Genomic DNA, 25,570 nt, shown 5'->3' with positions numbered 1-25,570 from the left:
TCCCTCACGGCTCGGTCAGCGGGCGGTAGGCGTCGGGGCGCCGGTCGCGGTAGAAGGCCCACTTCTGCCGGACCTCCTCGACCAGGTCGAAGTCGAGGTCGCGGACCACCAACTCCTCGTCGGTGTCGCTGGCGACGTCGCCGACGAACCGCCCGTAGGGGTCCACGAAGTAGCTGCTGCCGTAGAAGTCGTTGTCGCCGTACTCCTCGACGCCGACCCGGTTGATCGCCGCGATGAAGTACTCGTTGGCCACCGCCGCGGCGGGCTGTTCGAGCTTCCACAGGTACGACGACAGGCCGCGGCTGGTCGCCGACGGGTTGTAGACCAGTTGCGCCCCGGCCAGCCCGAGCGCCCGCCAGCCCTCCGGGAAGTGCCGGTCGTAGCAGATGTAGACGCCGATGCGACCGGCTGCGGTGTCGAACACCGGCCAGCCGAGGTTGCCGGGGCGGAAGTAGTACTTCTCCCAGAAACCGGGCAGGTGCGGCAGGTGGTGCTTGCGGTACTTGCCGAGGTAGCTGCCGTCGGCGTCGATGACCGCGGCGGTGTTGTAGTAGAAGCCGGGGCCGTCGCTCTCGTAGACCGGTACGACCACGACCATGCCGAGTTCCCGCGCCAGCGCGCACATCCGCTGCGTGGTCGGGCCGTCCGGGACGGGTTCGGCCCAGCGGTGGTGCTCGGGCTCCTGCACCTGGCAGAAGTAGGGCGCGTTGAACACCTCCTGGAAGCCGATGACCTGCGCGCCCCGGGCCGCCGCGACGCGCGCGTGCTGCTCGTGCTGGTCGACCATCGAGGAGGTGTCACCGGTCCACTTCGCCTGGACCAGCGCGGCACGAACGATGTTGGACATACCCACCCGTCTCCCGGTGTCGCGGCGGCGCGAGCTGTCGGCCCGCCCACCGAACATATGACCCGCCCCATGCACGCGCAATGATCATCCGGTTACTCGGAGTTCCCGTTCCCGCGCGGAAAACCGCCGCAGCGGCCGGACGTGCGCCGAACGCGCCCGGAGGTGTCCGGTGCGGACCGCGGAAATCCCCCGGGAAGGCGAAGCGCCGGTGTGTCCGGCGACGACCGAGCAGCAGGCCGAGCCCGGTCCCGCTCACCGGGGCGAGCGTGGTGCGAGCCAGTACCGGGAGCTAGGAAGAGGGCATGAATCGTTTCGCAGATCGCCGGATCCTCGTCACCGGCGCCGCGTCCGGGATCGGACGGGCGACCGCGCTGCGCCTGCTGCGGGAGGGCGGCCGCGTGGTGGCCGCCGACATCGCCGAGGAAGGACTCGCCGAGACCCGCGGGCACGCCGAGCAGGCCGACGTCGCCGACCTGCTGACCACGCGGGTGGTGGACATCGGCGACGAGGGCTCGGTCACCTCCGGGATCCGCGACGCCGTGGCCGAGCTGGGCGGGCTCGATGTCCTCGTCAACGCGGCCGGGATGCTGCGGGCGGCGCACACCCACGAGACCTCGTTGCAGCTGTGGAACCGGATCATCGCGGTCAACCTCACCGGCACGTTCCTGATGACCCGGCAGGCGCTGCCCGCGCTGCTGGAGTCCGGGCGCGGCGTGGTGGTCAACTTCAGCTTCACCTCGGCGACGTTCGCGCACCCGTACATGGCCGCCTACGCGGCGAGCAAGGGCGGCATCCAGTCGTTCACCCACGCCCTCGCCCTGGAGTACGCCAAGCAGGGCCTGCGCGCGGTGTGCGTGGCGCCGGGCAGCATCAAGACCGGCATCACCGACGCGACTCCCGGCTACCTGCCGGAGGACACCGACTGGTCGCTGTTCACCAAGCTCTCCCCGGTGCTGCGGACCGATCTGGAGTCCGGCGGCGCGGCGATGGGCGGGCCGGAGACGGTCGCGGGCGTGATCGCCATGCTCGCCTCCGAGGACGGGGCGTTCGTCACCGGCACGGAGATCCGCATCGACGGCGGCACCCACGCCTGACGCGCGGTCGACGTCCCGCCGTCACTCCCACCACGGGCGGTAGCCGACGCCGTACTTCGCGGCGCGGCGGACGTCGCGGTGCAGTTCCCGCGTCTCGCGGGCGATGCCCGGCGGGTAGCCGTGCTTGATCGCCCGGTGTTCGGCGGTCTCCCCCACGTAGCACAGCGAGTAGAACAGCCCGACGAGCAGTCCGAGCGCGATCGAGCTCAGCCGGATCCACAGCGGACCGGGCAGCAGCACCAGCAGGCAGAACGGGAGAAGCTGGGTCAACGCGCGGGCGATGTGGCGCAGCACCCAGGTCCGGCACGTGACGTCGTGCAGCACCCACTCGGCGCAGCGGTCCGGCAGCTTTCCCCCGTAGGCGTACCAGACCCATTGCGCTGGATTGGGTCGTTCGGTCGCCATCTCTCCAGGCTAGTCTTCGCGGTTCTCGGCAAGGACGCCCGAACGGTCCGTTTCCTGGCGAGACGTCCGGCGGTACATTTTAGGAGCAGCAGTTCGCACCCGTCGCGGGTGCCACCGGCGTCACGCACGCCACGCGGGAGCGCACGCGACGTAACGAATATCGGCCGCCATCGATATTCAGGGCAGAAGGGGTGTGAGTAGCGTGTTCGTCGTCGTCGTTGCTTTGTTGTTGGTGTTGACCGTGGGCATCGTCATGTTCACCGACGTGGTGGACGACAACGGTTCGCTGAGCCGGAAAACCCTGCGTCACGCGCTGACGCAGCTGGTGCACGGCAAGCGGCTGCCCGGGCAGCGCTGACGCCCGACCACCACGGCCCGGCCCCGCGTGGGCCGGGCTTTCCCGTCCTCAGCCGGCCAGCAACCCGCGGGCGGCCAGGTTCGCCATCAGCGCGCGGACCCCGAACGTCCACTCAGGACACTTCTCGGAGTGCGCCACCCGGTTGACCAGGGTGCCCAGCCGGGGCGTCGAGATGCGCACGACATCACCGAGGTGGTGGGTGAAACCCCGTCCCGGTGCGTCGCGGTCCTCGGTCGGGGCGAACAGCGTGCCGGTGTAGAGGACCAGGCCGTCCGGGTACTGGTGGTGCCGGCCGACCGCGGCGCGCACCAGCTCCACCGGGTCCCGGCTGATCTCGCGCATCGAGCTGCGCCCGTCCAGCGCGAAACCGTCCTCGCCGAGCACCCGCAGGCGCAGGTCCAGGGTGCGCACGTCGTCGAGGCCGAACCCGTCGTCGAACAACCGCAGGAACGGGCCCAGCGCCGCGGAGGCGTTGTTGTCCTTGGCCTGCGGGAGGAGCAGGGCGCTGCGGCCCTCGACGTCGCGGAGGTTGACGTCGTTGCCCAGCATCGCCCCTACGACGGCGCCGTCCGAGCGGACCGCCAGCGCCACCTCCGGTTCCGGGTTGTTCCACTCCGATCCCGCGGCGATCCCCACGTCGGCGCCGACGCCGACCGCGGCCAGCAGCGGCGCCTTGGTGAAGATCTCCGGGTCCGGTCCGAGACCGACCTCCAGGTACTGCGACCACAGCCCTTCGTCGAGCAACCAGCGCTTGGCCGCCGACGCTTGCGGCGAACCGGGGGCGACGGCGGCGAGGGTGCCGCCGATGGAGTGCTCCACCCGGCCGCGGATCTCGGCGGCGCGGGCCGGGTCGCCGCCGGCCTTCTCCTCGATGACGCGTTCCAGCATGCTGCGCGCGAAGGTCACCCCGGCCGCCTTGAGGACTTGCAGGTCCGCCGGGGCGAGCAGGTGCGGGCCCGCGGTGCCGGCGAGGCTGTTGGCGAGCACGTCGGCCAGCGGCCACGCACCGCGCGCGGGAGCGGTGCGCGCCACGGCGACCGGGTCCGGGCCCTCCAGCAGGTCGCTGAGCGTCGGGGCGGTCGCGCTGATGTCCACCAGCTCGTCACCGCGCACCGCCACCACGCTCGGGCCCCGCTCGTCCGGGCGGTACATCCGGCCGACCAGCGTCGCGGCGTCCCGGTCGGCGGGCAGCACGTCGAGGACGTCGTCGAGCAGCACCACCGCGCACCTCACCTCTCTCGGCGTGATCGTCACGATACCCGCCGCGACCACCGCGCGGACGTTCGCGACTGCGCACCGGCGGGCGGCGCGGCCGGTTTACGGTGGACCGCGTGACAGCTTCCGAACGAGCAGGGTGCTGCGGCCCGTCGCGGGGCGGACCGGGTGCCGCATCGCCGGTCCCGGTCCCGGCGACCGGCCGGGCACCGGAGATGGTGGCGTTGCCGGGCGGGGAGTTCGAGATGGGGTCCGACGACCCGGACGGTTTCCCCGCCGACGGCGAGGGGCCCGTCCGGCGGGTGGCGCTCGCGCCGTTCCGGATCGCCGTGCACGCGGTCCGCAACGCCGAATTCGCCGAGTTCGTCGCCGACACCGGCTACGTCACCGAGGCCGAGCGGTTCGGCTGGTCGTACGTGTTCGCCGGATTCCTGCCCGGCGAACTGCGCCGCGTCTCCCCTCGCCCGGAGCAGACCCCGTGGTGGTGCGGGGTGCCCGAGGCGTGCTGGAACCGGCCCGAAGGGCCGGGTTCGGACGTCGAGGAGCGCATGGACCACCCGGTGGTGCACGTGTCGTGGAACGACGCGGTCGCGTTCTGCCAGTGGTCCGGAACGCGGCTGCCGACCGAGGCGGAGTGGGAGTACGCCGCGCGCGGTGGACTGGCCCGCGCCAAGTACGCCTGGGGCGACGAACTCACCCCCGGCGGGCAGCACATGTGCAACATCTGGCAGGGGCGGTTCCCGGTCAAGAACACGGTCGAGGACGGCCACCGGGGCACCGCCCCGGTCGACGCCTTCCCGCCCAACGGCTTCGGCCTGCGCAACGTGGCGGGCAACGTCTGGGAGTGGTGCGCGGACTGGTGGACCACCGAGCACGACCCGGCACCGAGCACCGACCCGACCGGGCCCGCCGAGGGCACGGCCAAGGTGATGCGCGGCGGTTCCTACCTGTGCCACCACTCCTACTGCAACCGCTACCGCGTCGGCGCTCGCACCCTGAACACCCCGGACAGCTCCAGCGGCAACCTCGGGTTCCGCGTCGCCGCCGACGCGTGAGCGCTCACGCCCCGCGGGTGCGCAGCGCGCGGCGCAGCAGTTTGCCGGTGACGGTCTTGGGGAGTTCGTCGAGGATCTCGACCTGCCGCGGGTACTTGTAGGCGGCCATCCGCCGCTTGCAGAACTCGACGAGCTCGTCGGCCTGCACCTGGCGGCCGGGGCGCAGGCTGACGAACGCCTTGACGGTCTCGCCCCGGTACGGGTCGGGGACGCCGACCACCGCGGCCTCGCGGACCGCGTCGTGCTCGTAGAGGACGTCCTCGACCTCGCGCGGCCAGATCTTGTAGCCGCCCGCGTTGATCTGGTCCTTCTTGCGGTCGACGAGGTAGAACCAGCCGTCGGCGTCCATGTAGCCGACGTCGCCGGTGTGCAGCGCGCCGCCGGGCAGGGCCGCGGCGGTCTCCTCCGGCTTGCCCCAGTACCCGGGGACGACCTGCGGGCCCTCGGTGACCAGTTCGCCGATCTCGCCGGGCGGCAGTTCCCGGCCGTCGTCGTCGACGATGCGCACCACGGTGTTGTAGACGGGCACGCCGACCGACAGCGCGCCGGAGGTCTCGTCGACCGGGGCCCTGGCGCCCAGCGGGACGCCGTGCGAGGGCGACGTCGTCTCGGTGAGGCCGTAGATGTTGTGGATGTACTGTCCGAAGTGGTCCTCGAAGGCGCGGGTGGTGCTCGGCGGGATCGGCGCGCCACCGGAGTAGATCCGAGTCAGCGTCGCCAGGTCGGCCGCGGTCCCGCCCGGGGTGTTGAGCAGCGCGATGAACACGGTGATGGCGCCGACGGTGAAGGTGGCGCGGTGCTCGCGGACCGCGGCGAGGACCACCTCGGGCTCGAAGCGGTAGGTCAGCACCAGCGGGGCGGGCAGCAGCAGGGCCAGTGCGGCGTGCCCGATCAGACCGGTGATGTGGAACAGCGGCGCCACGCCCAGGATCACGTCCTCGGGACCGAGACCGATCCAGTCCCGGTAGGTCTGGGCGTTGAACACCACGTTGCGGTGGGTGTTCATGGCTCCCTTGGGCGGGCCGGTGGTGCCGGAGGTGTAGGTCAGCACCGCCACGTCGTCGGGTCCGAACCGCACCGGCGGGGGCCGCCGCCCCCGGAACCGGGCGAGCAGTTCGGCCATGTCCTGGGCGCCCTCGCAGGCCAGCCGCTGCACGCCGCCGAACACCCGCGGGTCGTCGCGGCTCTGGTACTCCAGTTCCGAGGTGGTCACGGTCAGCCGCACCTCGGTGTCGGCGAGGACCTTGCTCGCCACCGACTCGTACAGGCCCTCCAGGCACACCAGCACGCTCGCCCCGGAGTCGCGCAGCAGCAGCGAGAGTTCGCGTTCCTTGTTCATCGGGTTGATCGACACGGCGATCCCGCCGGCTTTCCAGGTGCCCAGCAGGGCGATGAGGAACTGCGGCACGTTCTGCAGGTAGAGCCCGACCCGATCGCCGGGGCGCATCCCGCCGTCGAGCAGCGCGACGGCGAAGGCGTCGGAGAGCCCGTCGAGTTCCCCGGCGGTCAGTGTTCCGTCGAAGTAGTGGACGACGGGGGTGTGCGGGGCGGCGGCCACGGAAGCGGCGAACATCTCCAGCGCGCTGTCGAACTCCGGCCGGATGTCGGCGGGCTGTCCCCGGTCGTAGCGCGCCAGCCAGGGACGGTCGTGGTAGCTCATGCGCGCTCCGGGGGTGTCGCGGTGTGCCCATGACCGTGCCCGTGCCCGTGCCCGTGGCGCGGTGGGATCGGATCCCCGGCGCGCAGCGGAGCCCCGTGGAAGCGGCCCTCGTGCGCCAGCACCGGCCGGGTGTCCCCGGCGAGTTCGGGGTGGCGTTCCTCCAGCCGTTCGCGGCGGGCCCAGTCGCGGCGCAACCGGGTGACGTACTCGCGGTCGCCCTCGTAGGTGCCGCGCCAGGTCTGCGGCATCCGCTCGCGGGGCAGGCCCGCGTCGGCCTGCCCGCCCAGCGAGAGCGCGGAGGGCACCTTGGCCGCCGACGCACCGCACCGGGGGCACGGCTGGTCCGGGCAGTCGCGGGTGCGCAGCAGGCGTTCGAACCGGGTTCCGCAGTCGCAGCGGTATTCGTAGATCGGCATCACTGCTCACCAGTTCCGGATCGACCTGGTCAGGATCTCGGCGATCTCGGCCTCCCCCACCTCGCGGGGGCAGGTGGCCAGCAACCGTTGCTGCTTGAGGGTGCCGGGCACCAGGTCTGGCACGTCGGCCTCGGTGTAGCCGACCGCGCCGATGCCGTTGGGGATGCCGATGTCGCGCATCAGGCCGACCAGCGCGCGGGGCAGTTGCTCGGCGGGCTCGGCGGCGAGCTCGGCGTCGGGTTGCAGCAGTTGCGCGGCCCGCAGGTGCCGTTCCGGGTCCGCGGAGAAGGTGAACCGGAACGCCTCGGGCGCGGTCAACGACACCGCCTGGCCGTGCGGCACGAGCGGTTCGTCGGGGTAGCCGTCCGGGACGTAGTCGGTGACCATGCCCGCGATCGGATAGGCGTTGGCGTGCGGGATGTGCACCCCGGCGTTGCCGAAGCCCAGGCCGGCGAAGGTGGCGGCGAGCATCATGTTCGTCCGCGCCTCCACGTCCTCGCCGCCCCGGTGCACCGCGTCGCGCAGCGACTGCGCCACCAGCACCAGCGCCTTCTCGCACCACAGGTCGGAGACCGGGTTGGCGCCGCAGTAGGTGACCCGCTGCTCGGGCTCCTTGCGCGGGAAGGTGTGGTAGCCGCGCGCGGTGTAGGACTCCAGGGCGTGGCAGACGACGTCCATGCCGGTCGCGGCGGTGACCCCGGCGGGCACGCTCATGGTCAGCAGCGGGTCCACGACGGCCATCGTCGGCCGCAGCCGCCAGTGGCTGATGCCGGTCTTGACCTTCATGGACAGCACGTCCAGGACGCACATCGCGGTGCTCTCGGATCCGGTCCCGGCCGTGGTGGGCACCGCGACGAGCGGTTTGAGCGGGCCGGGCGGCGCCTTCGCCGAGCCGACCGGCTTGTTGACGTAGTCCATCAGCTCGCCGGAGTGGGTGGTCAGCAGGTTGACCGCCTTGGCGGTGTCGATGGCCGATCCACCGCCCACCGCGACGAACCCGTCCCACGGCCCGTTCTCGGCCGCGTGGCCGACGGCCTTGGCGAAGCTGTCGTCGGTGGGTTCGACGTGCACGCCGTCGAAGACCTCGGCGGTGATGTCGTAGCGCTGCAGCGCATCGGCGATGCGCTGCGGGACGCCGGTGGCGGCCACGCGGGCGTCGGTGATCACCAGCACCCGCCGCACGTCGTACTGGGCGAGGTCGAACCCGATCTCGTCGGCGGCTCCGGCACCGAACTTCAGCGGCGGGGCGCCCCAGGTGAAGATGGTCTCGTCGGTGCCGGCGGCGCTCACGTGTAGCTCCCCTCGGGCGCGGTGCGCAGCTGGTGGACCTGGTCCGGATCGTGGCCGAACACCATGGTCGCGTCGGTCTTCTCGGCGATGCCGCGCAGTTTCTCCACCGACTGGTAGAACTGCTCCAGGTTGTTCACGATCGCCGCGGGCGTGGCGGGCGGGCCGTAGCTCGCTCCCATGTAGACCGCGTCCGAGGTGAAGATCATGGTTCCGCTGTCCGGCAGGTCGACGCGCATGGACATGCAGCCCGGCGTGTGCCCGGGTGTCTGGAGCAGCGTCACCCCGGGCAGGAACTCCTCGTCCCCGGAGACGGTGACGAACTCCAGGTCCTCGTAGTCGCGTTTGAGGTGGGCGCCGTTGAACGGCCCGTCGAAGCCGAACGCGAACTCCTTCTCCTTGTCGCTGCACACCAGTTTCGCGTTGGTGTTGCGGAACAGCTCGGCGTTGCCCGCGTGGTCGAAGTGCAGGTGGGACAGCACGACGTAGTCGATGTCGCCGGGGGCGAGTCCCAGTTGGGCCAGCCGCGCGTCGAGGTACTCGTCCTCGCCGACCTCGTCGTAGGGGAAGAAGTCCTGCAGTCCGGTGGGGGCCCAGCGGGATTCCCAGTCGCGCGGGCAGCTGGTGTCCCACAGCAGTTTTCCGTCCGGGGTGTCCACCAGGACGCTCAACGTGGGCACCGCGGTCCACGGTGCGGGTAGGTCCTTGTCCTGCCTGCGGCGCATCGCCTTGCCCGGTGCCAGCAGCAGCCAGGTGAGATCGGCGTGCATGTTCCCGCAGTGGAGGATGCTGACTGTCGTTCTCTTCGCCACGATCGCACTCCCTGCTGTCGGCGGGGCGGTGATCCGGGGGACGGCTGCCGTTCGGTGTGCGGAGGTCGGGACGCGACGGTTTTCACGTTAATTGCGGCGCGTGTGAAGTCAACCACTGCGCGGTGAAGACCGCTCGGCACTCGTGGAACCAGGTCTGACCAGCGACGATCTTGACCGGGGGGTTGGTCAACGAGCGATGCGGTGCCGTAGGGTGACCATGGTCGTCGCCCGTGCGGGTGATGGCGTGGCCGTCGGATCGAGAGGTGGGGTGACGAAGGTGCGACTGTCGTCGTTGGCGCGGTCCCGCATGCACAAAGGACGGCACCGGCGGATCGAGCCCAAGACCTGGCACCACGCCACTCCGCCGCGCATCGTCGGTTACGCGGTCGCGGTCTTCATCACCGTGATCGCGGTCAGCAGCGCGCACTACGGTCCCGCGCCGCAACCGACGGGCACGCCGGGGCCACGGCAGGCGGCGCTGCCGCGCGTGGAGCTGCTCGCGCCCCGGGTCGCCCCGGCCGCCGTCGTGCCGGTGATCCCGCGCGACGAACCGCTGCCGCGCCTGGTGGCCACCCGCGCCGTGGATCCGGAACCCGCGCCGCAGACCCACCACAGTGCACCGGCCACGACGGACACGACGGACGAACCGTCCACATCGACGTCGACTCCGACGCACACCGCGAAGCCGCACCGGTCCGCCCCCGCGGAGAGCACCGAGCCCGAGCAGCCGACCTCGGCTCCCCCGGAGTCGACGCCCCCGCCGGACACCACGCCGCCCTCGGAGCCGGCGCCGCCGTCGGACCCGCAATCCCCCTCGGCCCCGCCGCAGGACGCTCCGCCGCAGCACCCGCCGCGGCTGCTGCCGATCGTCGGCGACGTGCTCGGGCGCTTGACCGGACCGCTGCGCGAGCACTGAGGCGCCAGGACCCGGCCGGTGGGACAGTGGCGGCACGGAGGTGCCGCCATGGACACAGTCGCCGTCACCGGGGGAACCGGACACCTGGGCCGCGAGATCGTCCGGCTGCTCAAACCGACGCACCGGGTGCGGGTGCTGGCCCGCCGCCCCGGCACCGATCCGGACCTGGAGTGGGTGCAGGGCGACCTCACCACCGGTGAGGGCGTCGCCGAGACCGTCGCCGACGTGCACACCGTGGTGCACGCGGCCACATGGTCACCGGCCGCGCACCGCGGCTACCTCACGCCGCTGGACCTGTGGCGTTCGCCGCCGGATGTCGACGTCGACGGCACCAGCAGACTGCTGGAGGACGCCACCGCCGCGCAGGTGCGGCACTTCGTGCAGATCTCCGTCGTCGGCGCGGACCGCCCGGTGGTGCCGTACCTGCGGCTCAAGCACACCGCCGAGGAGCTGGTCGAGGTGGCCGACGTGCCGTGGTCGATCCTGCGCGCCACCCCGTTCCACTGGCTGCTGGACCGGATGCTGGGGCGCGGCGCGCGGTGGCCGGTGCTGCCGCTGCCGACCGGCGTGCCGACGCAGCCGGTCGACCACCGCGACTTCGCCGAGTACGTCGTGGAATGCGTGCGCCAGGGGCCGGGCGGGCTGCGCCCGGACTTCGGCGGTCCGCAGGTGCTGAGCCTGGGCGAGGCGCTGCGGCAGTGGCGCGGCGCGCGGGGGCGCGACCCGCGCGTGCTCACCGTGCCCGTCCCCGGTCGGGTGCGGCGCGCGGCCGAGGGGCTGACCTGCCCCGACGGACGCCTGGGCGGCACGACGTGGCAGCAGTGGCTGCAGACCCACCCGGCGGAATGATCCGGGGCCGGAGCCGCGTCCCGGCCCCGGAACGGGCGTCAGCTCGGGTCGGCGATCTTGACCAGCATCTTGCCGGTGTTCTCGCCGCGCAGCAGGCCCAGGAACGCCTCGGGAGCGTTGCGCAGCCCGTCGACCACGGTCTCCCGGTAGTGGATGCGCCCCTCGCGCAACCAGCCGCTGACCTCGCGGAAGAACTGGTCCTTGAGGTGCGCGTGGTCGCCGACGATGAAGCCCTGCAACCGCAGCCGCTTGGTGACGAGCATGAACATGTTGCGCGGGCCCGGTTCGGGCTCGGCGTTGTTGTACTGGGAGATCATGCCGCACTCGGCGACCCGGCCGAAGTCGTTGAGCGCGCCGATGGCGGCCTCCAGGTGCTCGCCGCCGACGTTGTCGAAGTAGACGTCGATGCCGTCGGGCGCGGCGGCCTTGAGCTGGTCGGCGACCGGGCCGTCCTTGTAGTTGAAGGCGGCGTCGAAGCCGATCTCCTCGGTCAGGAGGCGCACCTTCTCGGCGGACCCGGCGCTGCCGATCACCCGCGAGGCGCCGCGCAGCTTGGCGATCTGGCCCGCCAGCGAGCCGACCGCTCCGGCGGCGCCGCTGATGAACACGGCGTCGCCCTCCTTCTGCTCGGCGACGTCGACCAGGCCGGCGTAGGCGGTCATACCGGGCATGCCGAGCACGTACAGGTAGGCGTTCAGCGGCGCCAGGTCCGCGTCGACGGTGGTGGCGTGCTTCGGGTCGAGCACCGCGTAGTCGCGCCATCCGGCGTTGTGCAGCACGAAGTCCCCGGCCTTCAGCCCGTCGGCGTTCGAGGTGACGACCTGGCCGACGGCGCCGCCCTCCAGCGCCCGGCCGACCTCGAACGGCGGGACGTAGGAGCGGCCGGCGTTCATCCGGCCGCGCATGTACGGGTCGACGCTCATCACGACGTTGCGGACGAGCACCTGCCCGTCGCCGGGTTCGGGGACGTCGACCTCGACGAGGTCGAAGTTGTCGGTGGTCGGCCAGCCCTTCGGACGGGAGGCGAGCCGGATTTCCAAGCCCTTGGTCATCGTCTAGCTCCTTCGCTGTGCGCGGTCGGCCCCCACCCTAGCCAAAAGTGTCATCAACTGCCAAAAGTCAGTACATGCCTTCTGGCGTCCGATGTCGTGGTGCACAATGGTCGGCATGAGCGCCCCGACCGATCAGGGTGGCCTACGCGCCCGCAAGAAGCAGCGCACCCGCGCGGCCCTGATCGACGCCGGGCTCGACCTGTTCCGGGCCAACGGGTACGAGTCGACCACGATCGACGAGATCGCCGCCGCCGTCGACGTCTCCCCGCGCACCTTCTTCCGCTACTTCGCCAGCAAGGAGGACGTGGCCCTGGCCAAGGGCGCCGAGTTCGACGACCTCGTCGTCGACGCGCTGGCCGACCGGCCCGACGGCGAGCCGCCGCTGACCGCGCTGCGCCACGCCGTGCTCGGCATGCTGCGCGCCGCCGCCGACAGCGACGGCGTGCACCGCTTCCTGCTCACCCAGCACCTGATCACCCGCACCCCGGCCCTGCTGGCCGGGAACCTGCGCCGATCGGCGGCCGTCGAGGAACGCCTCACCGGCGAGATCGCCCGGCGCCACGGCGTCGACCCCGACCGCGACCTGCGGCCCCGGGTGCTCGTCGGCGTCGTCTACGCCGGGCTGCGCATCGGCCTGGAAGCGATGTGCGCCGACCCGCGCCGCGACGTCGAGCGGATGCTCGAACTCGTCGAGCGGTCCATCGACCTGGCCACCGCCGGGCTGCCCGAGCGCTGGGGCAGCGACGAGCGGACGTGGTGAACCGAGGAGAGGCGAACGTGAGCGACGAGGACGTCCTGGGCATCGACGACGTGCGGGCGGCGGCCAAGCGGCTGGCCGGGATCGCCCACCACACCCCCGTGATCACCTCCGGCACCCTGGACGACCTCGCCGGGGCCGAGGTCTTCTGCAAGTGCGAGAACTTCCAACGAGTCGGCGCGTTCAAGTTCCGCGGCGCCTACCACGCGATCTCCCGGCTGAGCCGGGAGCAGCTCGACCGGGGCGTCACCGCCTACTCCTCCGGCAACCACGCCCAGGCGGTCGCGCTCGCCAGCCGCCTGCTCGGCACCCGGGCGGTGATCGTCATGCCCTCCGACGCCCCGCCGACCAAACTCGCCGCGACCCGCGGCTACGGCGCCGAGGTCGTCACCTACGACCGCTACACCCAGGACCGCGCGGAGCTCAGCGCCCGGCTGGCCGCCGAACGCGGGCTCGCGCTCATCCCGCCCTACGACCACCCGCACATCATGGCCGGGCAGGGCACCGCGGCCCTGGAGCTGCTGGAGGAGACCGGACCGCTGGACGCCCTGGTGGCCCCGGTCGGCGGTGGTGGGCTCATCGCGGGGTGCGCCACGGTCGCCAAGGCGTTCGCGCCGTCGACGCGCGTCATCGGCGTCGAACCGGCGACCGCCGACGACACCAAACGCTCGTTCGACTCCGGTGAGCGGGTGTCGATCCCGGTGCCCCGCACGATCGCCGACGGCCTGGCGGTCACCTGCCCCGGCGAGCTGACCTTCGCGGTCAACCGGCGGCACGTCGACGAGATCGCACTGGTCTCCGAGGACGAGATCCGCGCCGCGATGCGCCTGGCGTTCGAGCGGCTGAAGCTGGTGATCGAGCCCAGCGCCGCGGCTCCGCTGGCCGCCGTGCTGTCCGGCCGCCTGGACCTCCCGCCCCGCGTCGGCCTCATCATCTCCGGGGGCAACATCGGCGCCGAGCAGTTCGCCGACCTCCTCCGCGAGGGCTGATCGGGTCAGAGCACCGGCCACGGGCGCTGCGCCGGGCGCAGGCGCTCGTAGGCGCGGGCCATCCGCAGCACGCCCAGGTCGTCGAAGCGGCGACCGGCGATCTGCAGGCCGATGGGCAGGCCATCGGGGGTCCAGCCGCAGTTGACCGACACCGCCGGTTGGCCCGAGAAGTTGTAGGGCACCGTGAAGGCGATGTGCTCGAACGGGCGCAGCGGATCGTCGGTGGGATAGGCGAGTTCGGCGGCGAACGCCGGGATCGGCGCCACCGGCGAGAGCACGTAGTCCAGTTCGCGCACCACCTGGTTCGCGGCGCGCGAGATCGCATCCATCTGGCTGAAGCCGTGGAAGACCTCGGCCGCGGTGAGGTCGCGGGCGCTGCCCGCCCACCGCGCGATGCCGGGCAGCACCTTCTCCCGGCGCTCGGGCGGGAGCGCGCTGATGTCGGTCCAGGAGCGGAAGCGCCAGAACCGGTCCAGGCCGTCGAGCATCTCGCGGGTCAGGAACGGCGCGACGGGTTCCACGACCGCACCCGCCGACTCGAACAGCCGTGCCGCCTCGGCCACCGCCTCGGCCACCGCGGGTTCGACCGCCAGTCCCACGCCGTGGTCGGCCAGCAGCCCGACGCGCACACCCCGGAGCCGACCGTCCAATTCGGACCACGCGATGTCGGCCGGGGGCAGGCTGGTGTGGTCGCGCGCGTCCGGCCGGGACAGCACCGACGCCAGCAGCGCGGTGTCGGCGACCGTGCGGGTCATCGGGCCGACCACCCGCCCCGGGTAGGGCGGGTCGACCGGGAAGCGGCCGAACGACGGCTTGAGTCCGACCACGCCGCACCACCCCGCCGGCAGCCGGATCGAACCGCCGATGTCGGTGCCCACGTGCAACGGCCCGTACCCGGCGGCGGCCGCCGCACCGGCACCGGAGCTGGACCCGCCCGGCGTCCGGGCGAGGTCCCACGGGTTGCGGGCCAGGTGGTGGAAGCTGGACACGCCCGAGGAGAGCATCCCGTAGTCGGGCATGGTCGTCTTGGCGACGAACACCGCCCCGCTCTCCCGCAGCCGCGCGGCCGCCGGGGCGTCCGCGACGGCCGGCACCGGCTCGGTCGCCGCCGTGCCGAGGGGAACCGGAACGCCCCGGGTGGCGATGTTGTCCTTGACGGTCACCGGCACGCCGTCGAGCGGACCGGCGGGTTCGCCGGCCCGCCACCGCCGTTCGGCGGCGCGCGCCGCCTCGCGCGCACCGTCCGGGTCGACGGCGTAGGTGGCGCACAACTTCGGTTCCCACGCCTCGACGCGGGCCAGCACCGCCACCACGACCTCGACCGGGGACAACTGCCCCGAGCGGTAGGCGGCCACCAGGTCCACGGCCGGCAGGTCGGCGGGCTGCTGCGGATCGGTCATGCCGGACTCCTCGACTCCTCCCGCACGCGCGGTGGTGCGAGCACCGGGCGATCCGCCCGGCGAAACCGGTGCGCGTTCCTCGGTCGACCCGCTAGCGCGTGTCTTATGAGCGGCGTCAGCCGCTTCCTCTTTCGGTGAGCGGTCTCGCAACCGGCACCGCCACGCACAGCACTTCCGGAACACCCCTAGGGGTTCGCCGGGCCGCGGCCCGCCCAGGTCCAGGCGTAGCCGGGGTCCTCGGCGGCCAGGCCGCCCTCGCCGAGTTCCAGCGGGCGGAAGGTGTCCACCATGACCGCCAGTTCGTCGAAGTGTTGCACGCCGATGCTGCGCTCGTAGGCGTCCGGTTGCGGGCCGTGCGCGTAGCCGCCGGGGTGCACCGACACCGATCCCGGCCCGATCCCCGAGCCCTTGCGGGCCTCGTAGTCCCCGCCGCAGTAGAACATGATCTCATCACTGTCCACATTGGAGTGGTAGTAGGGCACCGGGATCGACAGCGGGTGGTAGTCCACCTTGCGCGGCACGAAGTTGCACACCACGAAGTTGGTCCCCTCGAAGACCTGGTGCACCGGCGGCGGCTGGTGCACCCGGCCGGTGATCGGCTCGAAGTCGGCGATGTTGAAGGTGTACGGGTACAGGCAGCCGTCCCAGCCGACCACGTCGAACGGATGCGTCGGGTACACCAGGCGCGAGCCCACGATGCCACCGGAACCCCGGTGCTTGACCAGCACCTCCACATCGGATCCCGCGGCCAGCAGCGGTTCGGCCGGCCCCCGCAGGTCCCGTTCGCAGTACGGCGCGTGCTCCAGGAACTGCCCGAAGCGGGACAGGTACCGGCGGGGCGGGCCGAGGTGCGAGTTGGCCTCGATGCAGTACACGCGCAGCGGTTCGCCGCCCTGCGGCACCCAGCGGTGCGTGGTCGCCCGCGGCAGGACCACGTAGTCGCCCTGCTTGGCGCCGACGGCGCCGAAGACCGTCTCCACCAGGGCAGCTCCGGCCTCGACGTAGACGCACTCGTCGCCGAGCGCGTTGCGGTACAGCGGCGACGGCTCGCCCGCCACGCAGTAGGACAGCCGCACGTCGGCGTTGCCGAGCACCAGGCGGCGGCCGGTGACCACGTCGTTGCTCTTCCAGTCCTGCCCGCCGAACAGCTCGTGCAGTTTCAGGTGCCGCGGTCGCAGCGGGTGGTTCGGCGTCGTCGCCAGGTCCGGTAGCTCCCACACCGCCGAGTCCACGATCGCCGACGGGACGCCGCGGTGGTACAGCAGCGAGGAATCGCTGTTGAAGCCCTCCTCCCCCATCAGCTCCTCGTAGTACAGCGCGCCGTCCGGCGCCCGGTGCTGCGTGTGCCGCTTCGGCGGCACGTCCCCCACCTGCCTGTAGAACGCCATCGCCGTGCTCCCTTCCCGGCGCCGCGCCGCGGTCCGCTCACCAGCCATGGCGCACCGGCGTGTGGGGAATGTCAAGCCAGGGCGCGCGTTGATCACCTCTAGGCTGGAACGCAACGACCACGAAACCGAAACGGAGCACGCAGTGTCCGACGCTCTCACCCCCGTGCCACGCCGACGGCTCGGCACCGACGGCCCCGAGGTCAGCGCCATCGGCTACGGCGCCATGGGCCTGTCCGGGGTGTACGGCGCGGCCGACGACGCCGAGTCGCTGCGGCTGCTGCACCGGTTGATCGACCTCGGCGTCAACCTCATCGACACCGCCGACGTCTACGGCGCGGACGGCCACAACGAGAAGCTGATCAGCGGACTGCTGGCCGACCGGCGCGACGAGGTCGTGCTGGCGACCAAGTTCGGCATCGGCCAGGACACCGGACTGGGGCGCCCCGAATACGTGCGCCGGGCCATTGACGCGAGCCTGTCCCGGCTCGGCACCGACCACGTCGACCTGTACTACCTGCACCGGGTCGACCCGTCGACGCCGATCGAGGACACCGTCGGTGCGATGGCCGAACTCGTGCGGGCGGGCAAGGTCGGCCACCTGGGCCTGTCCGAGGTCAGCCCGGACACGCTGCGCCGCGCGCACGCGGTGCACCCGATCGCCGCGGTGCAGCAGGAGTACTCGCTGTTCACCCGCGAACCCGAGCAGCGGCTGCTGCCCGCGACGCGGGAGCTGGGCGTGGGCCTGGTCGCCTACTCCCCGCTGGGGCGCGGTGTGCTCACCGGCGCGTTCAGCAGCGTCTCCGACGTGGAGAACCTGGAGGTCCGCAAGCAGCGGTACCCGCGGTTCGAGGAGGAGTCGCTGCGCCGCAACATCGAACTGACCCGGCCGCTGCGGGACAAGGCCGCCGAGCTCGACCTGACCCCCGCTCAGCTGGCGCTGGCCTGGCTGCTCGCGCAGGGCGACGACGTGGTGCCCATCCCGGGCAGCCGCCGCCCCGCCAACGTCGAGGCCAACGTCCGCGCCGCCGCGGTCGAGCTGGACCCCGCGGTGGTCGCCGAGCTGTCCGAGGCGTTCCCGCCCGGCATCGTCTCCGGCGAGCGCTACCACCCCGACGGCATGGCCCGGGTCGAGCAGTAGCAGCGCCTCACCCTCCGGTGGAGCCGAACAACAGCCCCAGGCCGTAGGTGACGCCCGCCGCGCCCGCGCCGATGGCCAACTGCCGCAACGCGCGGGACAGCGGCGGCGCACCGGAGAGCACGCCCACCGCCGCGCCGGTGAGCATCAGCGCGAGCCCGACCAGCGCGACCGCGACGATCATCGCCCAGGGTTCGACCAGCCCGACGGCGAACGGCAGCACCGGGACGAACGCCCCGCAGGCGAAGAACGCGAAGCTGGACACCGCCGCCCGCATGCCGGTGCCGACGATCTCGTGGTCCTCGGCGTCCGGCCTGGCGGGCACCGCGGGTTTCGGGTCGCTCAGCAGCGCGTCGGCGCGCCGCTGGGCCTCCTGCTCGGACATGCCGCGCGCCCGGTACACGAGCGCGAGCTCGTTGGCGTCCACGTCGAGGTAGGGCACCACCGCGCGGGCCCGCGGGTCGGGGGTGGAGGCGGCGAGCAGTTCCCGCTGCGAGCGCACCGAGATGAACTCGCCCGCCCCCATCGACAACGCCCCGGCGAGCAGTCCCGCCAGGCCGGTGAGCAGCACCGTCCGGGGCGCCACGCCGCCCCCGGTGACGCCGAGAACCAGGGCGAGGTTGCTGACCAGGCCGTCGTTGGCGCCGAACACCGCGGCCCGGAAGGTGCCCGACACGCGGGCGCGACCGCGCGCCGCCAGGGCGCGCACGACCTCCTCGTGGATGCGTTCGTCGGCGGCCATCGCCTTGGTGGCGTCGACGTCGTCCCAGTAGGGCGACCGGCTCTCCGCCCGCTGCGTCAACGCGAGCACGAACACCGAGCCGAACCGGCGGGCCAACAGCGCCAGCAGCCGCATCCGCAGCTGACCCCGCCCCACCTGACCGGCCTGCTCGCCCAGCAGCGACTCCCAGTGCGCGGCGTGGCGTTCCTCGGCCTCGGCCAGTCCGAGCAGGACCTCGCGCTCCTCGCCGGTGCGCCGCGCGGCGAGTTCCCGGTACACCTGGGCCTCCTGCCGTTCGTCGGCCAGGCGGCGCCGCCACCTGCGCACCGAGCCGGGACGGGGCGCGACGTGATCCTGCACGCGCCCAGCCTCGCAGCGGCCGACCACCGCCACCAGTCGGCCCCGGTTCGGCCGGCCGGGCGCATCGTGCCCGGCCAGCGGGACCGGGGCGTTGATCCGCGCACGGCCGGGCCCTACCGTCGCGCTGATCTGGCGTCCGCCGCGCCCGCGGCGGGCAGGCAGGAGCCGCCATGCGCCTCGCGTCCTTGCTCGCCGGGGTGACCGCGCTGGTCACCGCCACCTCCGCGGTCCCGGCAGTCGCCGCGCCGGAACCGTCCACCGCGCACCGGGTGGTGCGCTCGTTCGACGGCACCCCGATCTACCGCACGCTGTTCCTGCCCGTCGGAGCCGACGCCGCGCACCCCGCGCCGCTGGTGCTGCGCAGCCACGGGTGGGGCGGGCACGGCGAACGCGACCTCGCGGAAGCCTCGACCACCACCCGCGCGCTGCTCGACGCCGGGTACGCCGTGCTGACCTGGGACGAACGCGGCTTCGGCTACTCGGGGGGCGAAGTGCAGCTGCTCAAGCCGGAGTTCGAGGGCCACGACGTCAGCGCGCTGCTCGACGACGTGGCGACCGATCCGCACATCGCCTCGGAGCTGGCGTGCCAGACGCCGCGCGGCCCGGGCGGCCGCTGCGCGGACCCGGTGGTGGGCATGACCGGCGGGTCCTACGCGGGCGGCATCCAGCCGTTGGCCGCCGCGTTCGACGCCGAGTTCTCCGGCACGACTCCCGGGCGCTCCCGCATCGATGCCATCGCTCCCGAGATCACCTGGAACGACCTGCGGGACGTGCTGGACGGCAACGGGGTGATCAACCTGGGGTGGAGCCAGCTGCTGTACGCCTCCGGCCTGGTCACCGCGCAGGCCGACGGGCTGTCCCCGGCCAACCCCGCCGGGCCTCAGGCGGGCGGGCTGGCCGAGCCGCTGCACCGCGCCGAGTTGGAGGGGGTGATCGCCAACCGGCTGTCCGCCGAGTCGCTGCGCTTCCTCGGCGACAGCAGCATCGCCTCCTACGGCGACCGGCACCCCGTCGAGGTGCCCACGCTGCTGATGCAGGGCAGCGTGGACACGCTGTTCGACGTCACCGAGGCGGACCGGACGTTCCAGCGGATCCGGCGGCACGCGCCGGCGAAGCTCGTGGTGTTCTGCGGCGGTCACGTGTCCTGCCCGGCCGACTACGCCGACGCGCACGACCGGTCGTTCCTGGACGGGCAGATCCTCACCTGGTTCGCCCGCTACCTGCGCGGCCGGCACGTCGACACCGGAACCCCGGTCGCGTACCGCACCAACGCCGGGATCTGGCGCACCGCCGAGGACTTCCCGCCCCGCGACGTCGAGCACCGCGCCGGCTCCGGTCGGGGACGCCTGCTCGGAACCCCCGTGCCGACGACGCTCGTGCCCACCCGGCCGGGTCCGGTGAGCCTCCCGCTGATCACCGCGCAGCCGAACCCGCCCGGCGATCCGCACGCGTTCACCGGCGAGGTCCTGCGCGCCGGTCCCGGCGGAGCCGAACTGGTCGGGGTGCCGGCCGCGGAGTTGTCGGTGACCGGGACCGGTCCGGAAGCGCACCTGTTCGTCAAGCTGGTGGACCGCGAACGCGGCCAGGTCGTCAACCTGCAGGAAGCTCCGCTGCGGGTCACCGGGTTGTCCGGGACGCCGCAGCGGTTCCGGATCGACATGCCCGGACTGGCCTACACCCTGCCGCCCGGCCACCACCTCGATCTCCAGGTCGCCACGTCCAGCCTGATGCACGCGGGCGCGCGCACTCCGTCGACGGTGGACGTCGCAGCCCGGGTGGACGTGCCCGTGCGGCCCTCCTGACCGCTTGCTCCTCGGAGGTTCCCACCGGCACCGCAGGCTCGGGCGAGGGCTCTCACGACCGCACGTCGGTCTCGGCCGTGCGCAGCACCGCGCCGACGCCGTCGGTCACCGCGACCGAGGAGGGGTCGGCCAGCACGAGTTCGGCGTTGTCGCCGACGAGCGCGCGCAGCACGGCCGCATCGGCGGGCACCCGGCCCAGCGGTTCGATGCCGAGGTCGCGCAGCGCGCGTTCGTCGAACGCGATCTCGGCGGGACGCGGCCCGATCGCCAACTCCGCATCGCCGGCCGGGCCGGTCCGCAGGACCAGCCGGACCTGGTCGCGTTGCAGCGCCGCCACCACCCCGCGCCATCCTTCGGCCGCGCCGCCGCGGCGACCGCGCAGCTCCTCGAACTGCGCCACCGCCTCGGCGGCGCGGGCGGCGGCGATCGCGCGCACCGCGTCGTCGACTTCCTCGCACAACCGGTCGGTCGAGGAACCGCGCTCGCGGTGCCCGCTCTCCGCCTCGACGACCTTGTCCCGCAGGTGCTTGCCGAGTTCGGCCCGCACCAGGCGGCGTTGCTGGACGTCGCCGGCGAGCACGACCAGTTCGGCGCGCACCTGGTCGGCGCGGTGGCCCAGCGCGGCGGCCACCGCGCCCGCGTTGCGCTTCCACCGCTCCTCGACGGCGAGGTGGTGGCGCTGCTGGTTCTCCGGTTTGCCCGCGTGGGCCTTGTGCACCGGGTGCTCCTCGCCCTCGACGGATTCGCTGTGCGGCGGCCCGCCCGCGGGCACCGTGGTGAGGTCCGCGCCGACGTGGTCGACCACGGCCACCACGTGCGGGACGCGGGGCTCCCGCCGGGCCAGGTAGGGCATCAGGTGCGGGACCGGTCCGCAGCGCACCTGCTCGGCGGCGGGCAGGTCGTGGGGTGGCGCGGGCAGCTCGTCGGTGAAGACGACCTCGCCGCCCGCTGCGACCAGCACCTGGCCGCGCCGCCCGATCTGCCTGCGGTGTCCCCGCAGCGCCGCCTCGATCGCGTCGAGGGAGGCGGCGTCGGCGCCCTGCTCGACGAGTCGGTCCCGCGCGGCCCGCCAGCGCAGCTCGACGGCCTTGGCCGCGTCCTCGGCCGCCGAGGTGTCCAGGTAGACGGTGCTGACCGGTCCCGGCCGCCGGTACGCGGGCCGCAGGAAGTCCAGTCGCATGGCCGGCTCCCCGCGGTCAGGCGCTGCGCGCCTGGCCCCGGTGCACGCCCTCGCCGATCTCCTCGACCATCTTGGCGCAGAAGGCGGGCAGGTCGTTCGGGTTGCGGCTGGTGACGAGCCCGGCGTCGACGACGACCTGCTCGTCCACCCAGGTCGCACCCGCGTTGCGCAGGTCGGTGGCCACGCTCGGGTAGGAAGTCAGCCGGCGGCCGCGCACCACGTCGGCCTCCACCAGCATCCACGGGGCGTGGCAGATGGCCGCGACCGGCTTGCCGCTTCGGAAGAAGCCGCGCACGAACTCGACCGCCTCGCGCACCTGCCGCAGCGCGTCCGGGTTGGCGACGCCGCCGGGCAGTACCAGCCCGTCGTAGTCGTCCGGCCGCACGTCGGTGACGACCTTGTCGACGTCGAAGCTGTCGGCCTTGTCGAGGTGGTGGAACGCCTGCACGGTCCCGGATCGGACCGACACCAGTTCCGGTGTGCCGCCCGCGTTCTTGACCGCCTTCCACGGTTCGGTCAGCTCGACCTGCTCGATGCCTTCCGGGGCCACCAGGAAGGCCACCCTGCGTCCGTTGAGGCTCTCAGTCATGGGGGCTCCCTTCTCCTTCGGAGGCACCCTGCGACGTTCCCCGCGCCGTGCCGGGGCAAACCTCGTTTCCGCGCACCGAAAGTGTCCTATGTGGAGCGCGGGGTGCACAGGTAGCGCAGCGTGTCGGACAATTCCCGGCGGCGAGTGCCCGGACCAGCCGCACCCGGTGACGGATGCCCCACCCGCACCGCGAGGTGCGGATGCCCCGCCCCGTCCAGCAGCAACTCGCGCACCCGCAGACGACTCTCGGCGCATTCGGCGAGTTGCCCCAGCGCGCACGCGGAAAGCCCGTCCCGGGCGGCGACCAGCAGCACCGCGCTGAGCGCCTCGCCGGCCGCCAGCCAGCTGCCCACCCCGTCCCCGCGCGTGACGAGCACCGCCAGCACGGCGCGGTCGGACAGCACCGGCTCGGGCGGCTCCGGTTCGCCGCCGCCCTGGTGGTTCCACCGCGCCAACTCCGCGCGGTACTCGGCGGAACCCCGCCACCGGGCGCCGCGTTCCAGCGCGGCCACCAACGTCCGCCGGGCCTCGTCCTCGGCGACGACCAACGTGCACCGCTCGGCCTCGGCGGTGTGGCGCAGCGCCTCGATCGCCTCGTCGGACACCGGATCGACCGAGTACGGGCGCCGATCGGTGCACCTGCGCGCCGCGGCGCGGGCGAGCGCGGCCGCCCCCGGGGGCGCACCCGCGGTCGGGCAGAACTGCAGCGAGGCCAGGTGGTCGGGATGCGCCGGGTTGGGGATGCGCTGCACCGACGTCCGCCACCCCGCCGCGGCGAAGGCGACGCGCGCGTGGTGCAGCACCGCGCCGCAACTGCTCACCAGCTCGCGCCCCGCCGGGTCGAGCGCCGCGGGCAGCCGGGAGCGGTCCAGCAGGAGCTGGACCGAATGCTCCGCGACCAACCACCGCCACGGCTGGCAGTTGTGCACCGACGGCGCTCGCGCGGCCAGCGCCAAGACCGACCGCAGCTCATCGCGCGGAGGGAGGACGGCCACCCGGGTCATCCGCGCGCCGCGCGCGACGGTGCCGTCAGCCGGACGCGCGGCGGGTCGTGCACCGCCGCCAGCGAACCGAACACTTTGATCACGCCTCCACCGAACCCGCCCGACGCGTTCATCGTTCCGTCGCCGATCGCCGCCCGCGTAGGGGAGAAAGTCACCGCGGATTGCGGCGGTGCCCGGGCGGGTACTCGCCTTCCGGGGTGATCGGAGATGAGCGGTGACGAACCGATCCTGGTCGGCGTGGACGGGTCCGACCGGTCGCTGAAGGCCGGGGCGTGGGCGGCCACCGAGGGCGCGCGCCTGGGGGCGCCGCTGCTGCTGGTCATGGCTGCGCCCGAGGCGGACCGGGAGTACGCCGAGCGGGTGTGCCAGGACGCGGCGGAACGCTGCCGGGAGACCGGTGTCGAGGTGCGCGCCGAATGCCCGTCCGGCAATCCGGTGGAGCAGCTGCTGCGCTGCTCGGAGAAAGCGCGGATGGCGGTGCTCGGCTCGCGGGGCCACGGCGGTTTCGTCAGCGCCCTGCTCGGTTCGGTGAGCACCGCGGTCGCCGCGCACGCCTCCTGCCCCGTCGTCGTGGTGCGCGGGCAGGTGCTGACCACCGGTCCGGTGGTGGTGGGCGTGGACGAATCCGAGGGCAGCGAGGCCGCGCTGCGGTTCGCCTTCGAGGCGGCGGCCCGGCGCGACGCCGAGCTGGTCGCCGTCCAGGCGCTGCCCGCGGCCTACTTCGCGCGCGGACCGCTGCCGCACCCGGACCGGGAGGACATCGAGCAGGAGGCCGAGCTGCAGCTCGCCGAGCAGCTGGCGGGCTGGCGCCAGCAGTACCCGGACGTGCCGGTGCGCCGGGTGACCTCCAACGACCACCCGGTGGCCGCGTTGCGCGACACCGCGCACGACGCGCAGCTGCTGGTTGTCGGCAACCGCGGGCGCGGCGGATTCCGGGGGATGGTCATCGGTTCGGTCGCCAACGGGGTGCTGCACCACGCGCCGTGCCCGGTCGCCGTCGTCCGCGCCTGACCACAGTGGACTATTCGGTCCAGGTGGGGCGGCGCTTCTCCAGGAACGCCCGCATCGATTCGCGGGCGTCCGGGGTCTGCGAGGTGCCGGCCATGACCTCGGTGGCCAGCGCGTAGGCTTCGTCCTCGGGTCGGTCCAGCTGCGCGTAGAGGGTCTGCTTGCCGATCGCCTTGGCGTGCCTGCTGCCGCGCGTGGCGCGGCCCAGCAGATCCGCGACCGCGGCGTCGAGCTCGGCGTCCGGCACGGCGCGGTTGACCAGGCCCCACCGCTCGGCGGTCGCCGCGTCCACCACGTCCCCGGTCAGCGCCATCTCCATCAGCCGCTTGCGCCCGACCGACCGGGCCACCGGCACCGCCGGGGTGTGGCAGAACCACCCGCCCTTGCCGCCGGGCAGCGCGAAACCGGCGGACTCCCCGGCGACGGCCAGATCGCAGGAGGCCACCAGCTGGCAGCCCGCGGCCGTCGCCAGCCCGTGCACGCGGGCGATCACCACCTGCGGCACCGACTGGACGGTGCGCATCAGCGACGAGCACAGCCGCAGCAGCTCGCGCACCCCGGCCAGATCGCGCTCGGCGACGTCGGCGAAGTCGTGCCCGGCGCTGAACACCGGCCCCGCACCGGCGAGCACGATCCCGGTCGCCTTGGTCTCCCCCGCCTCCTGGAACGCCCGCCGCAGCTCGGCGAGGTGCTCGGCGGACAGCGAGTTCCGCCGCTCCGGCCGGTTCATGGTGATCCGGACGGTCGGCCCGTCCTGCTCGCTGAGCACGTGCTGGAATTCCGACGTCGTCATCCTCGGCTCCTGGTTCCCGCCATGCGCATCCACCCCGCAGCCTCGCAGCCGACCGGCACGCGCACAATCCCCGCCGGGCCCGCCGGAAAACCGGCGGCGGATCTCGTGCCGACCTGCCAGGGTGTCCGCGTGCAGATCAGAAGTTCCCGCCCGGACGACGAACCGCGGTTGACCGAGATCAGCCGCAGCGCGTGGTCACCGGTGGTGTCGCCGAACCCGCCGAACCCGCCGTTCTTCGACGAGCGCACGCTGCCCGACAACGTCCTCGCCGTCCTCATGGCGCTGGACCTCAGCACCGGATGACATCTCCCGCCGCGCCATTCCGGCGCAACCACCCCGGCGGTGCGCGGCGGCCACACCCGCCACCGCCTGGCGCGAACCGGCGCGGGGACGGTCGTACGCTGGAGCGTCTCGACGGGGGAACCAGCCGGCGGTAATGGTTTTCCCAGGAGCGCCAAGGCATTCCGATCCGTGCCCG

At 73.0% G+C, this 25,570-nt stretch carries 26 protein-coding genes; 11 read left to right on the top strand and 15 right to left on the bottom strand.

Annotation, left to right across the window (positions count from 1 at the left end; genetic code table 11):
• Positions 1-4: 4 nt before the first annotated feature.
• Complete coding sequence (locus tag NV263_RS14010; RefSeq protein WP_263253621.1) at positions 5-847, bottom strand: nitrilase-related carbon-nitrogen hydrolase; 843 nt, start codon at positions 845-847, stop codon at positions 5-7.
• A gap of 302 nt (positions 848-1,149) precedes the next feature.
• Between NV263_RS14010 and NV263_RS14005 the strand changes: the two genes are divergently transcribed.
• Positions 1,150-1,941 (top strand): SDR family NAD(P)-dependent oxidoreductase, encoded by a 792-nt coding sequence (locus tag NV263_RS14005; protein ID WP_263253618.1) that lies wholly within the window; start codon positions 1,150-1,152, stop codon positions 1,939-1,941.
• Between the two features lie 21 nt (positions 1,942-1,962).
• On the opposite strand, the gene NV263_RS14000 is transcribed toward NV263_RS14005, so the two are convergent.
• The gene (locus tag NV263_RS14000; RefSeq protein WP_263253617.1) at positions 1,963-2,346 is read right to left on the bottom strand and encodes a DUF5313 domain-containing protein; all 384 of its coding nucleotides are present in this window, start codon (positions 2,344-2,346) and stop codon (positions 1,963-1,965) included.
• A gap of 202 nt (positions 2,347-2,548) precedes the next feature.
• On the opposite strand from NV263_RS14000, the gene NV263_RS13995 reads away from it, so the two are divergent.
• The gene (locus NV263_RS13995) at positions 2,549-2,704 is read left to right on the top strand and encodes a hypothetical protein (RefSeq protein WP_263253615.1); all 156 of its coding nucleotides are present in this window, start codon (positions 2,549-2,551) and stop codon (positions 2,702-2,704) included.
• Positions 2,705-2,752: 48 nt separating this feature from the next.
• On the opposite strand, the gene NV263_RS13990 is transcribed toward NV263_RS13995, so the two are convergent.
• A complete protein-coding gene (locus tag NV263_RS13990) occupies positions 2,753-3,925 on the bottom strand; it encodes a fumarylacetoacetate hydrolase family protein (protein ID WP_263253614.1) in 1,173 nt (390 codons plus the stop codon).
• Between the two features lie 209 nt (positions 3,926-4,134).
• Between NV263_RS13990 and NV263_RS13985 the strand changes: the two genes are divergently transcribed.
• Positions 4,135-4,974 (top strand): formylglycine-generating enzyme family protein, encoded by an 840-nt coding sequence (locus NV263_RS13985; protein ID WP_263254186.1) that lies wholly within the window; start codon positions 4,135-4,137, stop codon positions 4,972-4,974.
• 4 nt (positions 4,975-4,978) lie between these two features.
• Here NV263_RS13985 and NV263_RS13980 read toward each other — a convergent pair whose 3' ends face one another.
• From NV263_RS13980 to NV263_RS13965, 4 genes are read right to left on the bottom strand one after another with little or no spacing between them, the layout of a single operon-like run.
• Positions 4,979-6,634: a class I adenylate-forming enzyme family protein gene (locus tag NV263_RS13980; protein WP_263253613.1), complete on the bottom strand. Its 1,656-nt coding sequence runs from the start codon at positions 6,632-6,634 to the stop codon at positions 4,979-4,981.
• Positions 6,631-7,050 carry a zinc ribbon domain-containing protein gene (locus NV263_RS13975; protein WP_263253612.1) on the bottom strand — a complete coding sequence of 140 codons (420 nt, stop codon included), beginning with the start codon at positions 7,048-7,050 and terminating at the stop codon, positions 6,631-6,633. The genes NV263_RS13980 and NV263_RS13975 overlap by 4 nt, the downstream gene beginning before the upstream one ends.
• A 6-nt stretch (positions 7,051-7,056) precedes the next feature.
• Positions 7,057-8,340, bottom strand: a complete 1,284-nt coding sequence (locus NV263_RS13970; RefSeq protein WP_263253611.1) for a hydroxyacid-oxoacid transhydrogenase — start codon at positions 8,338-8,340, stop codon at positions 7,057-7,059.
• Entirely contained in the window at positions 8,337-9,107 is a 771-nt protein-coding gene (locus NV263_RS13965) for an N-acyl homoserine lactonase family protein (protein ID WP_263253609.1), read from the bottom strand. The genes NV263_RS13970 and NV263_RS13965 overlap by 4 nt, the downstream gene beginning before the upstream one ends.
• A 310-nt stretch (positions 9,108-9,417) precedes the next feature.
• Between NV263_RS13965 and NV263_RS13960 the strand changes: the two genes are divergently transcribed.
• Both NV263_RS13960 and NV263_RS13955 read left to right on the top strand, forming a co-directional pair.
• Positions 9,418-10,065: a hypothetical protein gene (locus NV263_RS13960; protein ID WP_263253608.1), complete on the top strand. Its 648-nt coding sequence runs from the start codon at positions 9,418-9,420 to the stop codon at positions 10,063-10,065.
• A 48-nt stretch (positions 10,066-10,113) separates the two neighbouring features.
• Positions 10,114-10,914 (top strand): SDR family oxidoreductase, encoded by an 801-nt coding sequence (locus NV263_RS13955; RefSeq protein WP_263253607.1) that lies wholly within the window; start codon positions 10,114-10,116, stop codon positions 10,912-10,914.
• A gap of 38 nt (positions 10,915-10,952) precedes the next feature.
• On the opposite strand, the gene NV263_RS13950 is transcribed toward NV263_RS13955, so the two are convergent.
• Positions 10,953-11,966, bottom strand: a complete 1,014-nt coding sequence (locus tag NV263_RS13950) for an NADP-dependent oxidoreductase (protein ID WP_263253606.1) — start codon at positions 11,964-11,966, stop codon at positions 10,953-10,955.
• A 115-nt stretch (positions 11,967-12,081) separates the two neighbouring features.
• On the opposite strand from NV263_RS13950, the gene NV263_RS13945 reads away from it, so the two are divergent.
• Together NV263_RS13945 and NV263_RS13940 are read left to right on the top strand one after the other, a co-directional pair.
• Positions 12,082-12,726 (top strand): TetR family transcriptional regulator, encoded by a 645-nt coding sequence (locus NV263_RS13945; protein WP_263253604.1) that lies wholly within the window; start codon positions 12,082-12,084, stop codon positions 12,724-12,726.
• Between the two features lie 17 nt (positions 12,727-12,743).
• Positions 12,744-13,712, top strand: coding sequence for a pyridoxal-phosphate dependent enzyme (locus NV263_RS13940; protein ID WP_263253603.1), 969 nt, complete (start codon positions 12,744-12,746; stop codon positions 13,710-13,712).
• Between the two features lie 5 nt (positions 13,713-13,717).
• Here the strand turns inward: NV263_RS13940 and NV263_RS13935 are convergent, their stop codons facing one another.
• Both NV263_RS13935 and NV263_RS13930 read right to left on the bottom strand, forming a co-directional pair.
• Positions 13,718-15,112, bottom strand: a complete 1,395-nt coding sequence (locus NV263_RS13935) for an amidase (RefSeq protein WP_263253602.1) — start codon at positions 15,110-15,112, stop codon at positions 13,718-13,720.
• Between the two features lie 185 nt (positions 15,113-15,297).
• Entirely contained in the window at positions 15,298-16,500 is a 1,203-nt protein-coding gene (locus NV263_RS13930) for a homogentisate 1,2-dioxygenase (protein WP_263253601.1), read from the bottom strand.
• A gap of 142 nt (positions 16,501-16,642) precedes the next feature.
• Here NV263_RS13930 and NV263_RS13925 point away from each other — a divergent pair, with 142 nt between their 5' ends.
• Complete coding sequence (locus NV263_RS13925) at positions 16,643-17,638, top strand: aldo/keto reductase (protein ID WP_263253600.1); 996 nt, start codon at positions 16,643-16,645, stop codon at positions 17,636-17,638.
• Positions 17,639-17,645: 7 nt separating this feature from the next.
• On the opposite strand, the gene NV263_RS13920 is transcribed toward NV263_RS13925, so the two are convergent.
• Complete coding sequence (locus tag NV263_RS13920; RefSeq protein ID WP_263253599.1) at positions 17,646-18,716, bottom strand: VIT1/CCC1 transporter family protein; 1,071 nt, start codon at positions 18,714-18,716, stop codon at positions 17,646-17,648.
• 170 nt (positions 18,717-18,886) lie between these two features.
• Here NV263_RS13920 and NV263_RS13915 point away from each other — a divergent pair, with 170 nt between their 5' ends.
• Entirely contained in the window at positions 18,887-20,518 is a 1,632-nt protein-coding gene (locus NV263_RS13915; protein WP_263253598.1) for a CocE/NonD family hydrolase, read from the top strand.
• Between the two features lie 52 nt (positions 20,519-20,570).
• On the opposite strand, the gene NV263_RS13910 is transcribed toward NV263_RS13915, so the two are convergent.
• The 3 genes from NV263_RS13910 to NV263_RS13900 form a co-directional block, all read right to left on the bottom strand.
• The gene (locus NV263_RS13910) at positions 20,571-21,698 is read right to left on the bottom strand and encodes a baeRF2 domain-containing protein (RefSeq protein WP_263253597.1); all 1,128 of its coding nucleotides are present in this window, start codon (positions 21,696-21,698) and stop codon (positions 20,571-20,573) included.
• Between the two features lie 16 nt (positions 21,699-21,714).
• Entirely contained in the window at positions 21,715-22,287 is a 573-nt protein-coding gene (locus NV263_RS13905) for a type 1 glutamine amidotransferase domain-containing protein (protein WP_263253596.1), read from the bottom strand.
• 86 nt (positions 22,288-22,373) lie between these two features.
• The gene (locus tag NV263_RS13900; RefSeq protein ID WP_263253595.1) at positions 22,374-23,282 is read right to left on the bottom strand and encodes a nitroreductase family protein; all 909 of its coding nucleotides are present in this window, start codon (positions 23,280-23,282) and stop codon (positions 22,374-22,376) included.
• A 216-nt stretch (positions 23,283-23,498) separates the two neighbouring features.
• On the opposite strand from NV263_RS13900, the gene NV263_RS13895 reads away from it, so the two are divergent.
• On the top strand, positions 23,499-24,302 hold the full coding sequence (locus tag NV263_RS13895; protein ID WP_263253594.1) for a universal stress protein: 804 nt from the start codon (positions 23,499-23,501) through the stop codon (positions 24,300-24,302).
• Positions 24,303-24,312: 10 nt separating this feature from the next.
• On the opposite strand, the gene NV263_RS13890 is transcribed toward NV263_RS13895, so the two are convergent.
• On the bottom strand, positions 24,313-25,092 hold the full coding sequence (locus NV263_RS13890) for an enoyl-CoA hydratase-related protein (protein ID WP_263253593.1): 780 nt from the start codon (positions 25,090-25,092) through the stop codon (positions 24,313-24,315).
• A gap of 129 nt (positions 25,093-25,221) precedes the next feature.
• On the opposite strand from NV263_RS13890, the gene NV263_RS13885 reads away from it, so the two are divergent.
• A complete protein-coding gene (locus NV263_RS13885) occupies positions 25,222-25,395 on the top strand; it encodes a hypothetical protein (RefSeq protein ID WP_263253592.1) in 174 nt (57 codons plus the stop codon).
• Positions 25,396-25,570 lie beyond the last annotated feature (175 nt).

The sequence above is a fragment of the Saccharopolyspora rosea genome, from assembly GCF_025643595.1.
Lineage (GTDB): Bacteria > Actinomycetota > Actinomycetes > Mycobacteriales > Pseudonocardiaceae > Saccharopolyspora > Saccharopolyspora rosea.
This window is presented reverse-complemented; position numbering and strand designations above follow the sequence as displayed.

Bases quoted from the DNA above. Each gene is read 5' to 3' on its own strand.
- NV263_RS14010 (WP_263253621.1), bottom strand. From the start codon at position 847: ATGTCCAACATCGTTCGTGCCGCGCTGGTCCAGGCGAAGTGGACCGGT.
- NV263_RS14005 (WP_263253618.1), top strand. From the start codon at position 1,150: ATGAATCGTTTCGCAGATCGCCGGATCCTCGTCACCGGCGCCGCGTCC.
- NV263_RS14000 (WP_263253617.1), bottom strand. From the start codon at position 2,346: ATGGCGACCGAACGACCCAATCCAGCGCAATGGGTCTGGTACGCCTAC.
- NV263_RS13985 (WP_263254186.1), top strand. From the start codon at position 4,135: ATGGTGGCGTTGCCGGGCGGGGAGTTCGAGATGGGGTCCGACGACCCG.
- NV263_RS13980 (WP_263253613.1), bottom strand. From the start codon at position 6,634: ATGAGCTACCACGACCGTCCCTGGCTGGCGCGCTACGACCGGGGACAG.
- NV263_RS13975 (WP_263253612.1), bottom strand. From the start codon at position 7,050: ATGCCGATCTACGAATACCGCTGCGACTGCGGAACCCGGTTCGAACGC.
- NV263_RS13965 (WP_263253609.1), bottom strand. From the start codon at position 9,107: ATGCACGCCGATCTCACCTGGCTGCTGCTGGCACCGGGCAAGGCGATG.
- NV263_RS13955 (WP_263253607.1), top strand. From the start codon at position 10,114: ATGGACACAGTCGCCGTCACCGGGGGAACCGGACACCTGGGCCGCGAG.
- NV263_RS13950 (WP_263253606.1), bottom strand. From the start codon at position 11,966: ATGACCAAGGGCTTGGAAATCCGGCTCGCCTCCCGTCCGAAGGGCTGG.
- NV263_RS13945 (WP_263253604.1), top strand. From the start codon at position 12,082: ATGAGCGCCCCGACCGATCAGGGTGGCCTACGCGCCCGCAAGAAGCAG.
- NV263_RS13935 (WP_263253602.1), bottom strand. From the start codon at position 15,112: ATGACCGATCCGCAGCAGCCCGCCGACCTGCCGGCCGTGGACCTGGTG.
- NV263_RS13930 (WP_263253601.1), bottom strand. From the start codon at position 16,500: ATGGCGTTCTACAGGCAGGTGGGGGACGTGCCGCCGAAGCGGCACACG.
- NV263_RS13915 (WP_263253598.1), top strand. From the start codon at position 18,887: ATGCGCCTCGCGTCCTTGCTCGCCGGGGTGACCGCGCTGGTCACCGCC.
- NV263_RS13910 (WP_263253597.1), bottom strand. From the start codon at position 21,698: ATGCGACTGGACTTCCTGCGGCCCGCGTACCGGCGGCCGGGACCGGTC.
- NV263_RS13905 (WP_263253596.1), bottom strand. From the start codon at position 22,287: ATGACTGAGAGCCTCAACGGACGCAGGGTGGCCTTCCTGGTGGCCCCG.
- NV263_RS13895 (WP_263253594.1), top strand. From the start codon at position 23,499: ATGAGCGGTGACGAACCGATCCTGGTCGGCGTGGACGGGTCCGACCGG.
- NV263_RS13890 (WP_263253593.1), bottom strand. From the start codon at position 25,092: ATGACGACGTCGGAATTCCAGCACGTGCTCAGCGAGCAGGACGGGCCG.